Annotated in this window: 13 protein-coding genes and 3 pseudogenes; 8 read left to right on the forward strand and 8 right to left on the reverse strand. The window is 68.2% G+C overall.

Annotated elements, in window-relative coordinates:
* Positions 1-626 (reverse strand): serine hydrolase domain-containing protein (locus ACFU8Q_RS32125; protein WP_384460785.1); only part of this gene is annotated, 626 nt, incomplete at its 3' end.
* 1,192 nt (positions 627-1,818) lie between these two features.
* Here ACFU8Q_RS32125 and ACFU8Q_RS32130 point away from each other — a divergent pair.
* Both ACFU8Q_RS32130 and ACFU8Q_RS32135 read left to right on the forward strand, forming a co-directional pair.
* Positions 1,819-2,751, forward strand: a complete 933-nt coding sequence (locus ACFU8Q_RS32130) for a phosphotransferase family protein (RefSeq protein ID WP_384460788.1) — start codon at positions 1,819-1,821, stop codon at positions 2,749-2,751.
* 512 nt (positions 2,752-3,263) lie between these two features.
* The gene (locus ACFU8Q_RS32135) at positions 3,264-4,007 is read left to right on the forward strand and encodes a class I SAM-dependent methyltransferase (RefSeq protein ID WP_384460791.1); all 744 of its coding nucleotides are present in this window, start codon (positions 3,264-3,266) and stop codon (positions 4,005-4,007) included.
* 35 nt (positions 4,008-4,042) lie between these two features.
* Here the strand turns inward: ACFU8Q_RS32135 and ACFU8Q_RS32140 are convergent.
* Positions 4,043-4,641: pseudogene (locus ACFU8Q_RS32140) on the reverse strand (transposase); the annotation flags it as partial.
* A 467-nt stretch (positions 4,642-5,108) separates the two neighbouring features.
* Complete coding sequence (locus ACFU8Q_RS32145) at positions 5,109-5,738, reverse strand: HNH endonuclease family protein (RefSeq protein ID WP_384460794.1); 630 nt, start codon at positions 5,736-5,738, stop codon at positions 5,109-5,111.
* A 382-nt stretch (positions 5,739-6,120) separates the two neighbouring features.
* Here ACFU8Q_RS32145 and ACFU8Q_RS32150 point away from each other — a divergent pair, with 382 nt between their 5' ends.
* Positions 6,121-6,297 carry a hypothetical protein gene (locus tag ACFU8Q_RS32150; RefSeq protein WP_384460797.1) on the forward strand — a complete coding sequence of 59 codons (177 nt, stop codon included), beginning with the start codon at positions 6,121-6,123 and terminating at the stop codon, positions 6,295-6,297.
* A gap of 146 nt (positions 6,298-6,443) precedes the next feature.
* On the opposite strand, the gene ACFU8Q_RS32155 is transcribed toward ACFU8Q_RS32150, so the two are convergent.
* Positions 6,444-7,166, reverse strand: coding sequence for a DUF3703 domain-containing protein (locus ACFU8Q_RS32155; protein ID WP_384460800.1), 723 nt, complete (start codon positions 7,164-7,166; stop codon positions 6,444-6,446).
* Positions 7,167-7,225: 59 nt separating this feature from the next.
* On the opposite strand from ACFU8Q_RS32155, the gene ACFU8Q_RS32160 reads away from it, so the two are divergent.
* The gene (locus ACFU8Q_RS32160; protein ID WP_384460803.1) at positions 7,226-7,561 is read left to right on the forward strand and encodes an ArsR/SmtB family transcription factor; all 336 of its coding nucleotides are present in this window, start codon (positions 7,226-7,228) and stop codon (positions 7,559-7,561) included.
* Positions 7,561-8,271, forward strand: coding sequence for a cation transporter (locus ACFU8Q_RS32165; RefSeq protein ID WP_384460806.1), 711 nt, complete (start codon positions 7,561-7,563; stop codon positions 8,269-8,271). The genes ACFU8Q_RS32160 and ACFU8Q_RS32165 overlap by 1 nt, the downstream gene beginning before the upstream one ends.
* Positions 8,272-8,323: 52 nt before the next feature.
* Here the strand turns inward: ACFU8Q_RS32165 and ACFU8Q_RS32170 are convergent, their stop codons facing one another.
* Positions 8,324-8,449, reverse strand: a complete 126-nt coding sequence (locus tag ACFU8Q_RS32170) for a hypothetical protein (protein WP_383762592.1) — start codon at positions 8,447-8,449, stop codon at positions 8,324-8,326.
* 541 nt (positions 8,450-8,990) lie between these two features.
* On the opposite strand from ACFU8Q_RS32170, the gene ACFU8Q_RS32175 reads away from it, so the two are divergent.
* Together ACFU8Q_RS32175 and ACFU8Q_RS32180 are read left to right on the forward strand one after the other, a co-directional pair.
* Entirely contained in the window at positions 8,991-9,746 is a 756-nt protein-coding gene (locus ACFU8Q_RS32175) for a pentapeptide repeat-containing protein (protein ID WP_384460809.1), read from the forward strand.
* Between the two features lie 280 nt (positions 9,747-10,026).
* Positions 10,027-10,794, forward strand: a complete 768-nt coding sequence (locus ACFU8Q_RS32180; RefSeq protein ID WP_384460812.1) for a Ku protein — start codon at positions 10,027-10,029, stop codon at positions 10,792-10,794.
* A 21-nt stretch (positions 10,795-10,815) separates the two neighbouring features.
* Here the strand turns inward: ACFU8Q_RS32180 and ACFU8Q_RS32185 are convergent, their stop codons facing one another.
* A complete protein-coding gene (locus ACFU8Q_RS32185; RefSeq protein WP_384460814.1) occupies positions 10,816-11,043 on the reverse strand; it encodes a DUF6207 family protein in 228 nt (75 codons plus the stop codon).
* A gap of 194 nt (positions 11,044-11,237) precedes the next feature.
* On the opposite strand from ACFU8Q_RS32185, the gene ACFU8Q_RS32190 reads away from it, so the two are divergent.
* The gene (locus ACFU8Q_RS32190) at positions 11,238-11,501 is read left to right on the forward strand and encodes a hypothetical protein (protein WP_376217936.1); all 264 of its coding nucleotides are present in this window, start codon (positions 11,238-11,240) and stop codon (positions 11,499-11,501) included.
* Positions 11,502-11,832: 331 nt separating this feature from the next.
* On the opposite strand, the pseudogene ACFU8Q_RS32195 reads toward ACFU8Q_RS32190, so the two are convergent.
* Together ACFU8Q_RS32195 and ACFU8Q_RS32200 are read right to left on the reverse strand one after the other, a co-directional pair.
* Positions 11,833-12,081 (reverse strand): annotated as a pseudogene (locus tag ACFU8Q_RS32195) (IS110 family transposase); the annotation flags it as partial.
* 14 nt (positions 12,082-12,095) lie between these two features.
* A pseudogene (locus tag ACFU8Q_RS32200) lies at positions 12,096-12,678 on the reverse strand (transposase); the annotation flags it as partial.

Genomic DNA, 12,678 nt, shown 5'->3' on the forward strand with positions numbered 1-12,678 from the left:
GCCACCCGCGACGCCAGGTGCTCAGGGACGTGGAAGAGCAGCTCGTCACCGATCCCGAGCGGACCGGCCAGCTCTTCGCGCAGCAGCTGGTCGCAGGTCCGGCCGGTAGCGCGGCGCAGGATCTCGGCCAGCAGCACCCCGTAGGTCCAGGCGTGGTAACCGAACGCGCTACCGGGCTCCCACCGCGGCTGCTGCCCGGCGATCCAGTCGGCCATGGCGGGCAGGTCGAGCAGCCGCTCCGGGGTCACGTCCGAAGGCAGCTGGGGCAACCCGGCCATATGACCGAGCACCTGCCCCAGGGTGATCCGCTCCTTCCCCGCCGCGCCGAACCGCGGCCAGTACCGCGCCACCGGCGTGTCGTACGCCAGCACCCCCTGGTCCACCAGTACCGCGACCAGGGCCGCCGCCACGCCCTTGCCGGTCGACCAGGCCGGCACCAAGGTGTCCGGCCCCATCGGCCGCCCCTCGGCGACGTCGGCCGTCCCCGCCCACGCGTCGACCACCAACTCGCCGTCGCACCAGGCCGCCACCTGCACCCCGGCCTCCACGCCCGATCCCGTCAACTCCGCCAGGACTTCCTCGACGCGCCGCTGCGCCGGGTTGTCCGGCACCGTGCTGGTGTGCACAGGCACTCCCCCTCCGACCCGGGCCACCACGATCACGGTCGCCCGCCGACTTCAACGCGGTTGCGACCAGAACCGTTCCCGCGGTCGCTGGCTTCGCACCGGCATGCGGTCAGCCCCACCATGGTCCTGCCTTCACGTGATCCGCCCGCCGGGCCACCCCTGCCACTGCCGCAGCAGCGTGGACTTCCCCACCCCACCCACCCCACGCACATGAAACAAAAACTCCGCCGGATCCTCCTCAGACTCCGGACCCTTCAACAAATTCTCCGCAAACAACGACAACTGCGCCCACAAACTGCGCCCGCGCACGCTGCCGGATCAACTCACCACGCGACCGACCCCTACTTCCCGACCCCGACATCCCCGCACCCCCGCCACTCAACCTGCCGCGCCCCCGCGCCAGACACCAGCCCCGCCAGCAATCAGTCTGCTCCCGCTCTCAGGAGCAGGTTCTCGGTGTCTGACCCGGCTCCGTCTCCCAGGCGCCAGCCAAGCGGCCAAAGTACCTTCCCCAAGCGGGTGCTCGGCGGCTGGACCAAGCCATTCTTTCTACGCAGCCCACCCACTCAAGGTTGGCGAGTTGGTCCTCGGCAGGCGGTCGTCAGGGGGCCGTGTTGATTCGCAGTTGGCGGGTGCTTTGCCTGGTAGCTGGCGGTTTCCTTGGTCGGCCTGTCAGCTTCGGATCGACAGTGCAGCCGGTATGCCTCACACCGTGCTGTGAGCGTCTACGAGTCGCCGCTGCACATCCGAGACCAGTTGCTGGAGGCGTACCAGGCAGCAGCCCCGCCAGCAATCAGTCTGCTCCCGCTCTCAGGGGCAGGTTCGCGGCGCCCGATCCGGCTCCTTCTCCCAGGCGCCAGCCAAGCGGCCAAAGTACCTTCCCCGCACGGGTATTCAGCGGTTGGAGCAAGCCATTCTTTCTACGCCGCTGCCGGGAGGCCGCCGCGGCCGCGAAGGGGCACAAGTACCGGTATGGCACCTGAGCGGATTCGGTGGCCGGTCGTCGCGGACCGGGCCCGGGAGATCGTGGAAGGTTACGAAGGCAGTGTCACGCTGTGCCATGTAGTAGTAATGGTCGTCAGGGCGACCACGAAGTAGGCGGTGGTGACGCCGTCGCCCGCCGCTCCGGCCGAGGATCAGGATGATTCCAGGGAACCCGCAGGAGACGCAGGCCGCCGAGACGCTCAGGAGGATGCCGCAAGAAACCGGCAGGCGCCGGATTACTTGGGGCGCTCTCCCGCGAGGCGTCGCGGCTTGCATCGAGCAACTACTTGGAGCGGAGGTCGCCGAGGCTGCCAGCCAACCCGGCGGGTTCTCCGAGGGGCTGGCCTCGCTGCTGACCCTTACTGACGGCCGCCGCGTGTTCGTGAAGGCGGCGAACTCGGAGCACGCCCCGGCGGTCTCCGACTTCCACCGCCGGGAGATCGCCGTCACACGGCAGCTCGCCACCACGTGGACGCCCAGGCTCCTCGACGCCTACGACGATGGCATCTGGATTGCGGGGATCTACGAGGAGATCCGGGGCAAGCTACCCGCACAGCCCTGGCGTGCAGACGAGCTTGACCGAGTTCTCGCCGCGCTCATTGAACTGACCGACGCTTTGACCCCGTCACCGATCGACCGCGCGTTGCTGCGTGGGCCGCGGCTCGGCGGCTGGCGGGCGCTGGCTGAGGGCGGCGGCGTGCCCGTCGACCGACTGCGCAGGATGACCCCATGGGCAGCCGACCACCTCGACGACCTGGCCGACCTGGAGACGTGGGCCCCGCAGGCGTTGGCCGGAGAAACGCTGCAGCACGGTGACCTGTATCCGTTCAACATCATGTTGAACAACGAGCGTGTCTTTGTCGTTGACTGGCCGCACGCGTGGATCGGCGCCCCACATTGCGACACCGTGACCCTGCTGTCGAGTGCTTCGCTCAGCGGTGTGGACCCGCAGGAACTCGCCGAGCGCCATCCCCTCACGCGCGCCGTTGACAAGGAACAGATCGACGTCATGCTCGCCGCTCACTCCGGCTTCCTGCTCCGGATCACCACCTCCGTCGGCCCGGAGGCGGACCAGAACTTGGTGGAAATGATGACTGCGCTGGGGCTGGCCTCTGTGCGCTGGCTGCGCAACCGGACATGAGCCTGCGGAAGCCTCCAAGGAGGCATGATGCAAGAGGTTGAGATCCTGGTCTTGGGCGCTGGCGTGGCAGCCCGCCGCTGGAGCTGGAGAGGACTGGCCGGATAAATTCGAAGGAAAGCAAACTCGATCCCTATATCGGAATGGTTGGCTGCATTGCATCCATGACGATTATCGGGATCTTTTTTGGGCGCGGACTCCCGATATGGGCGCCTGCGGTTCTTGGGGGGGGTGATCGGCTATACATGCTGGCTGGCGTACCCGTCGTACCGTTCGCTGAGAAGAAGCAAGGGGAAGCCTTCGAAGTGACGAATCCGCCGAACGAACGAACCTGAACCCCCGTCAACCCCTTCTGATCAGCTGATCAGCACCATAACGGGGGAACCTCAGAGGCGCGCCCCGGCTGCCGCTTGTAGGTGTAAGGCGTCAGGTGCGGGGCGAGTCGGCGGGAGCAATTGTCAATACCTGTGGATGAGCCGATCGCCGCGTTCATAGGACGGGGCATACTGTGCTGCGTGAAGGCTTATAACAGCATCGGTGCGACTTACAGTTACACGCGTCGGCCGGATCCTCGGATCGGTGGCGCGATTCGCCAGGCTCTGGGTGGTGCTGGCACGGTGATCAACGTGGGAGCTGGTGCTGGCTCATACGAACCGCCGCAAACGGTGCTGGCAGTCGAACCCAGCTCAGTGATGATCGCCCAACGCCCGGCCGGGTCTGCGCCGGCCGTGGAAGCGTCCGCGGAGTCGATTCCTCTCGCCGACGACTCGGCCGATGCGGTGATGGCCCTCCTGACCGTGCATCACTGGGACGACCTTGAAGCAGGTGTTGGGGAACTGCTTCGGATCGCCCGGCAGCGCGTCGTCATCTTCACCTGGGACCAGACCGTCTTCCGGCGATTCTGGCTGCTGGATGAGTACCTGCCAGAGGCAGCCGCGTTCGACGAGACTCGGGCCGTAGCGGTCGAACGGCTGACTGCGCTGCTGGGAGGCGCCCGCCTGGAGACGGTGCCGATCCCCCATGACTGCTCCGACGGATTCGGCGCCGCATTTTGGCGCCGCCCCGAGGCATACCTCGATCCGCAGGTGCGGGCAGGCATTTCAATGCTCGCCCTGACCGGTGAGGAGCTCCTGCGCCCAGGCCTGGCACGGCTGTCCGACGACCTGTCATCCGGCCTTTGGTACGAACGGCATGCAGACTTGCTCAACTTCGAAGCACTCGACGCCGGCTACCGGCTTTTGGTAGCGGAACTGCAGTAACAGGTCAGCTGCGGAGGCGCCTGGGGCGACGTCGATCAGGCTGCCACGGCTTCGGGACGTTCGACGAGGCGGCCGCGTTCGAAGTGTGCTCGGGCTCGGACGAGCGCGACGAGGTGGGGTGCGTTCACAGCTCTCCAGCGGGCCTGGGCGGACTCGATGAGCTTGAAGGCCACGGCCAGTCCGGCGGCGCGGCTACCGGCGCCCTTGGTGACCTTGGTCCGTAGTCGCACGTGGCGAAGGTGGACTCGATCGGGTTGGTGGTCCGCAGGTGGATCCAGTGCTTGGCGGGGAAGTCGAAGAACGCCAGCAGCTCGTCCTCGTCGCCCGTAATCCGCTTGGCGACCTTGGGGTGCTTCGCCCCGTAGGCCCGCTCGAAGCCTCGGACGGCACTGGTCGCGTGTTCCCTGTCCTCGGCGTTGTAGATCTCTTGGATCGCGCGCTTGGCCGCGGGTTGGGCGGACTTTGGGAGCGCGTCGAGTACGTTGGCGGTTTTGTGAACCCAGCACCTCTGTTGGCGGGTACCCGGGAACACCTCGTTCAGGGCGTTCCAGAAGCCGAGCGCGCCGTCGCCGACGGCCAGGACCGGGGCGCGCATGCCCCGGCGGGCGCAATCTCGTAGCAGGCCCGCCCATGCCCCGGACGGCCAGCGCCTGGAGCTTGTCGGCGGTGAGCTTGGCCCGCCTGCTCTTGCTGTTCGACAGGAACACCCCGAGCTCCACCTCGCTCTCGTCCTCCAACTGCTCCACGTGGCCTCTGCCACCGTCACAGAGCCCGTACGCGCCTTGCGGTGGCAAGGCACGACTCCAGCGGTGCACCACCTGCGGGGCTGCACGTACATCAAGGAGTGTGCCGATGCCGCTGATCCCCAGACGTGTCTTGCCCGTCGTTCAAGTCGAGCCGGTAGCGGCCTGCGGACTTCCTCGTCGCTGGGGCGGTGTGGTCCAAGAGGACCAGGGCGGCCCGGAGGGCCCGGCCGGGACTGGTAGGGGCCGGGTGGTGGCAAGGGCTGGTGGCGGCCGTGCTGTCGTCGGCGGTGAGCCGGGGTGTCGCCGCTTCCCTGCTGCGGCACCCCGACTCACAGGTGGTGGAGCCCGAACTGGGTCAGCAGCCGTTGAGGATGCTCGTGAGAGCGGTCTTCTCGGCGCTGTCGACAGTCAGTTTGTAGTCATGCTTGACCTGGACCCAGGCGCGCGCGTAGGTGCATTGGTAGGACGCCTGAGGGAGCCACTTCGCCGGATCGCGATCGCCCTTGGAGCGGTTGCTGCTGGCGGAGACGGCAAGGAGCTGCGGGTCACTGACATCGTTGGCGAAACCTTTCCGCTGGTCGGTGGTCCAGGTCCAGGCGCCGGATACCCATGCCTCGTGGAGGGGTATGAGGTGGTCGATATCGAACGTGCTGGGGTTGGTTGTGGTGACGCCGTCGTACGGGCTCGTCCATGAACCCGAGGTGGCAGTACACGCGTTGTTCGTGACGACGTTGGTGCCGTCCCGCCTGATCACGAACTCACGGGTGTTGCAGTTGCCCTCGATCGCGATCCAGGTGGGGAACAAACTGCGGTCGTAGGTGTCCCCGTGAGTCTCGGCCGTGGCAGCCATACCGGACAGGTACGAGCGTGCGGTGGACGCGGCAATCGGGGTGGGCAGCGCAGCCTGGGCAGGCGTGGCGAGGGTAACCGCCCCGACGGTGAGGGCGATAGCGGCCAGAAGAGTAGCGGGAGTGCGTACACGCATAGGAGGTACTCCGAGGTCCGGTGCCATGGGGCGAGCTGCGTCCATGACAGCGCATCACGCTGCTACGCGGGTAGACCCAGGTAGTGAACTCCTTGTGTAGCCGTCGTGCTGACTGACAGTCCGAGAGGACGCCGTCGTCAGGCTGCGCCAGGCCCAGCCCGCATGATCCCGCCCGAGACCGGTGCTTCGTTCGTGCTCCAGCTGACCGGGCACGCCCGTGCGGTCGCCTCCGACGTCCGCCGCCGCGCCGACCAGCTGCCAAAAAGAGCGGACCCAAGGCACTCGCCGACCGCGGCTACGCCCGGTTCCTCGCCCACACCACCCAGGCCGCCCCGGACGACCACACCGGCCACCACGACCACGACGGCGCGGCAAGAGGCCAATGAGCGGCACCCACACCGTGCTCTACGACCCTCACGGCCTGATCGAAGCCGAACTCCCCCTGGACCGGTCCTTCCCGCCGCTGCTGTTCGTCTTCGCCCCCGTCCCGCGCCGCGCGGCCCCGGCAACGAGGGAAGCCGCCTTCCACGACCGCGCCCGCCGCGTCGGGCAGCGTTAACTACCGGATCACCGTGGCGACCACGACCCTGCCCCTGCTGACCCGCGACGGGGCCGACCGGCCGGCGTGGCGGGTCGTCGGACACGGCGAGGACCGCCGCACCCTGGCCGCGCTACCGAAGGCCCGATAAGCACAGGAAGAGCCATTCACCGGTAGCGTGTGCGCGGATTCGCTGTGACGAGGGGGCGGTTGAGCATAGAGAGCTTCTTTGCGCGGGTGGAGGCCTTCTGGCCCGCGGGCCGGTGCACGGGATGCACTGCACGCTCCTGCACGCCGTCGGACTGAGCAGCAACGTCATCGACACCGACGCGCTCCTCAAGGACGCCACGAGCTACGCGCAGACGGTGCGGCCCTTCACTCTGACGTTCGGCCGGCCCGCCGTAGGCAATGTCGGTGTGGAGATCAGCGGGTGGCCGGGGCGCCAGTTCACCGAGGTCGTGGACGCCCTTACCCAGGTGATGGTTCGCACGGGAGCCGCCTTCAAGGCCGCTCCGAGCCGCTACCCCCACATGTCCCTCGCCTACGCTGCGGACGGCGCTGAGGACGTTGACGCGGTCACCTTCAGGGCAGCGCCCGGCCCGGGTGCGGCCGGTGTTGCCGTCCGGATACTTCCCGGCCGCCGAACCGGGGGCGGCGACGGCCAGGCGCACCAGCTGGCCGACGATCTCGCGCACGTCGCGGTCGCGCAGGGCGAGGCGGAGCATCGCCCCATGGGTTCGGGTGTGAGGCCAGGGCCAGGGCTGGGACAGGATGTGCGCCCGCTCGGCGGCCCGCCACCGTTGCGCCGCCGGTCCCGGGGTGCGAGCTGTGGTCATCTCGGCGGTGAACGCCTCCAGCAGGGCGGGCGGCATGAGAGAGGGGCGGGGCACGAAAGACCTCCAATAGTTCAGGATGTCTTGAATTCAAGCATTCGTGTATCGTCTTGTCCATGCTGACCCTCGCCACCGACCTCGACGCCCTGACCCGCTTCGGCCGGGCGCTGGCCGACCCGATCCGCTGCCGTCTGCTGCTCGCGCTGCGCGAGGCCCCGGCCTACCCCTCCGACCTCGCCGACATGATGGGGATCTCCCGCACCCGGCTGTCGAACCACCTGGCGTGCCTGCGCGACTGCGGCCTGGTCGCCACCGTCCCCGACGGCCGCCGCACCCGCTACGAATTGGCCGACGAACGCCTCGGCCACGCGCTGGACGACCTGCGCAACGCCGTGGTGGCCGTCGCCACCGACCGCACGTGCGTCGACGCCGTCGACAAGGGGTGCTGCTGATGACCGCGGTATCGCTCGGGCCCAGCCCGACCCGCCGCGACATCCTCGCGCGCCGAATACGGCTGCTGGTCGCCGCGACCATCACCTACAACGTCATCGAGGCGGTCGTCGCGATCACCGCTGGGACGATCGCCTCCTCCACCGCGCTGATCGGCTTCGGGCTGGACTCGGTCATCGAGGTCTCCTCGGCCGCCGCGGTCGCCTGGCAGTTCTCCGCCCGCGACCACGCCGTACGCGAGGCCCGCGAGCAGCGCACCCTGCGGATCATCGCGGTCTCCTTCTTCGCGCTCGCCGCGTACGTCTCCGTCGACGCCGTCCGAGCCCTGACCGGCACCGGGGAGGCGGAGCGGTCGATCCCGGGCATCGTGATCGCCGCCCTGTCGCTGGCGATCATGCCGTTCCTGTCCGCCGCCCAGCGCCGCGCCGGGCGGGAACTGGGTTCCGCTTCCGCGGTCGCGGACTCCAAGCAGACACTCCTGTGCACGTACCTGTCGGCCGTGCTGCTGCTCGGCCTGGTCCTGAACGCCACCCTCGGCTGGTCCTGGGCCGACCCGATCGCCGCCCTGGTCATCGCCGCCATTGCGGTCAAGGAAGGCCGCGAGGCGTGGCAGGGCAAAGGATGCTGCGCACCCACCACCGCGCTCATGCCGTCCGCCGGCGACCAGGCGGATGCGTGCGGCTGCCGCCCCGGCTGCGACTGCTGCAACTGACCGCACGCACGCAGGGCCCCGGAGTCGACCGACGCCGGGGCCCTCAGCCTTCCTAGCCCTCGCCGTCTTCGGCAGCGTCGGGGTCCCGGAAGGGGCGCAGACCCCGGCCAGGGCCGCTGGCCTTGATGTTGAACAGGTAGCGGCCCAGGAAGTTGAGGGCTTGCGGCAATGCCGACACTTGCCTAGCCACCCAAAGCGGGGGAGCGGGCTAGCCAAGGTTTCGGCGGGTGCCCGTCAGGCGCGCCCCCGGTCCAGGTCCGGCTCGCCGCTGCACGTCGCTGTCGAGCAGTCCGGGGCCCCAGACGCTTGGCACGTTCTCTAACTGACCCTGCAAATAACTACCTTGGGTGACTATCGTCGGAACATGACTTGGTGGCAGGCGGCACTGTGGGGCTTGGCCGGCGGCGGAGCGGCCTCGATGTTCTCCCTGTCTGCAGCTGTCGTCTCGGCGGGATACACCTGGCCGTGGCGTAAGGAAGGCGAACTGGGGCCGCGGCTATTCGTGGTGGCCGCAGGTCTCGTGCTGGGATCCTTGGTGGCCACCGCCGCACATGACCAGATCAGTGGCCCCTGGCCGGCCTTCATCTTCGGTATCGGCGCCCCCGCTACGATCCGGGGCATCCTCTCCGGCGTAGAGGTCGGACCGCGGCGCCACCCTCCGGCGGCCGTAGCCCCGCCGCTACCGCACGCGTCGCCTCTACCCGAGGAGGGGGAGGTCCATGAAGACACACCCTGAGACCTTCCTTGGTCGGCTTGCCCTGGCTACCCGCCCTCCCCGTCCCTGGCTGCGCATTCAGTCCTCCTCCAGTTGGTGGACTCAGGTCCTTCTGGCCGGCGGCGCCCGCCACTCCATGGCCGGCGCGGACCTGACCGGCACAGACCTCACCTACAAGGACTTGGCCGGCGCGGACTTGACCGACACGGACTTGACCGGCGCGGACCTGACCGGCACGGACCTGACCAGCGCAAACCTGCGCAACGCGGACCTGGCCGGCGCACACCTGACCGACGCGAACCTGCGCAACGCGGACCTGACCGACGCACACCTGACCGACGCAAAGCTGCGCAACGCGGACCTGCGCGGCGCGGACCTGTTCCGCGCATACCTGACCTACGCGGACCTGGTCGGCGCGGACCTGACCGGCGCGGACCTGACCGGCACAGACCTGGCCGGCGCGGACCTAACCGACGCACACCTGACAGGCGCACACCTCATCGACGCGAAGCTGACCTATGCGAACCTGACCCGCGTGGACCTGGCCGGCGCGGACCTGACCGGCGCGGACCTGACCGACACGAACCTGACCGACACGAACCTGATGGAGGTAACGTGGTCGGAATGGACACGTTGGCCTAATAGCGTTGCATTGGTGATGCGAGGTCGGTCCGTGCCAATCGGGGATGGCCGGTATCGCGTGCAAGGTTCCGGGACCAGCGGGACGGATCTGTCAATACCCCCTGTACCGGTGTCCTGACTTGCTGGAAAGGAAAGCCCCAGCGCCGGGCCTATTTGCGGCAATGCCGACACCTCCCTAGCCACCCAAAGCGGAGAGCGGGCTAGGCAGGGGTTCGGCGGGTGCCCGTCAGACGCGCCCCCGGTCCAGGTCCGGCTCGCCGTGGCCGTCGACGATCTTGCGTCTCCACCTGGGCGCTCGAACAGCGGGAGCCCGCGCCTCCGTGAGGCGCCGGATTCGGCCGAGGCCAGGTCCGCGGTTCGGGGGTGCGTCTTGGCCGTCAGCCGTCGACGCTGGGAGCATGAGGGCTACATGGTCTGGCGTCATCCAGTTCGGGATGGTCGCGCTGCCCGTCCAGTTGTTCGCCGCCACCGAAGAGCACCGGGTGCGGCTCCACGAGATTCATACCGCCGACTCCGGTCGGGTCGAGCACCGGCGCTTTTGCCGGGTCGAGGGCCGGGAAATCCCGTACGAGGAAGTCGGTCGGGGCTTCGCGATGCCCGACGGCAATGTAGTTCCGCTGACGGATGAGGATCTGGCGCACCTTCCGCTGCCGACCAAGCGTGTCATCGAGGTACTCGGCTTCGTCCCGGGCCAGGACATCGACCCCATCAGCTACGACAAGCCGTACTTCGCGGGGCCAAACGGCCCTGGGGCCGACCGACCGTACGTCCTGCTCGTCGAAGCCCTCGCCCGAACCGGATTCGTGGGCGTTTCCAAGATCGCCATCAGGAGTCGGGAGCGCCTGGCGCTGCTGCGTCCACGGCATGGAGTGCTCGTTGTCCAGACCCTGCTTTGGGCCGACGAGCTGCGTGACCCCGGTGATCTCGCCCCGTCCGCGCCCGTCACAGACCGGGAGCTCGAACTCGCTGAGACGTTGATCGGATCACTGCCCGGCATCGAGGAGAGCGAGCTGCAGGATGGGTACGGGCACGCCCTGGAGCAGCTGGTCACGGCGAAACTCAGCGGCGGTGAGCTGGTCGAGCACGTGGGGCCGGCGGCGCCGGTGGATCTGTTGGCGGCGCTGGAGGAGAGCGTCCAGGCGGCCCGTGCGAGGCGAGGGGATTGAGCATGTAGCGGGGCCCGGGAGTCAGTCCGGCGCCGCAGCGCCCTCGGACCCGGGGCGGCGGATATCTGCATACAGCCTCGCCGTCACCCCGGGCTCGCCAGGGACACGGCGAACCCGGCCACCGCCCGACGTTGCCCAGCGCCGACCGAGCGCATCGATCGCGGCCTGGACGGTCTCTTTGTCCGCCGCGGTGAGGTCGACGACCAGCAGGCCCGGTTCCGAGACGTGAAGAGGGTCGATCTGTTCCATGACCGGGCTGACGCTCCGACGATGGCAGACAGTTCGCTGCTGGTTGCAGTTCCACCCGTACGAGCACTCCAGAGGCAGGTGGGGGCGGAAACGACCGAGAGAGTCGGTCTTGCCTCCGAACCGATGGACGCTGCGGCTGCTGTCGTGTTCCATGGTCGGCTGGGGGAGTCCGAGTCATAGGAGGGAGATCGCTGGTGGTCGTTGAGAGTCTTGCCGACCTGGTTGAGCCCTACCGCCGCGCCGCCCGCGAACGGCGACGCGCGTTGCACACCGTGTACGCCGTCGCCGTGGCCAGTGCGATGAGACTGCCGAACGATCTACCGCCCTCTCTGTCCCATCGTGCCGAGGCGTTCCACGACACGATCGAGGCGATCGAGGGCGAGGGCTGGGGGTTGGAACACGTGTCTGCGCTTGCTTCTGGCTATGTACTGCTTGTGTTTCGAGCAGTCGAGGGGTAGAGCTCGGCTGACTGGCCAGCCAGCCGAGCCGGGTGGGCGGTGGCATCGCCGCGAGGCCGGGGGCACCGTGGAGGCATGAGCCCGTCCGTCATCGTCGACCACATCAGTGCCGACGGCGGTCGCCGCGTCTCCGTCCGCAGCGGCGGCAGGACGCACATCCTCGGGATCGCGTACAGCGACATCGACGTCATCGAGTTCCTGCGACGAGCCGGCTCGATGACCCGGGTCCCCTCCTCGACGACCCCTCATGGGTGGAGTGGCGCCGGGGCCGGCGACACGAGTGGGCCGCCGCATAGAAGGCTCTCCAGGGGCCTCTCACGGCATCTAGTTGTCAAGCCGCGATGGCGAGAGGCAGCGGAAACGCCTGTCGTTCATCGAACATCGTGTGCGTGGTGATGCAGTGCCAGAGCTGGCCGATCATGCGGTTGAAGAGATGCCGGAGGGCCTGCGAGTGCCAGTCTCCGCGTTCGCGGCGGCGCAGGTAGTGGGCGTTGGCCCCACCGGAGGCGGTGAGGGCAGAGAACGACCACAGGTAGCCGGCGTCGTGCAGCCGGTTGTTCTTGATCCGGCGGTGGCCGACTTAGGCACTGTTTCTCGGATCATGTTCGGAGCCAGATCACGAGGGCTGCAAGGGTGACGGTGCCGAGGTAGATGTAGGCGCGCTTCTCGTAGTCGTCGCAGGTAACGGCGGTTTCTCCGGGACGTGTAGGCCTTGTCTGCCAGGACGCGGTCGGGCTTGGTGCGGGGTCGGCCGACTCCGGTGCGGGGCACGGAGACCTGCTCCAACACGCGCTCGAGTTGGGGGCCGTCACCGTAATGTCCGGGTGTCAGGACGAACGCGAGAGGCCGGCATCGTCCCTCGGCGGTGAGGTGGATCTTGGTGGTGAAGCCTCCGCGGGAACGTCCCAGGCACTCGCCGATCTGACCACCTCCTCCAGCCGGACGGCCAGTTTCCGCAGCACCGGATCGACCTGGTTCGTCCCCCGGGCGGCCCCCTTTTGAGGGACCGCGGCAGGCGGCGCTTTCCTCGCTCCGGCAGCGTGCTGGTGAGCCCGCACCGCTGTCGAGTCCACCGACACGTCCCAGTCGATCCCGCCCGCGGCATCCTCGGCTGCCTGGATGCGAGACAGCAGCATCTTCCAGGTTCCATCAGCTGACCAGCGACGATGCCGTTTAT

Source organism: Streptomyces sp. NPDC057543 (genome assembly GCF_042801895.1).
Taxonomy (GTDB): Bacteria; Actinomycetota; Actinomycetes; order Streptomycetales; family Streptomycetaceae; genus Streptomyces.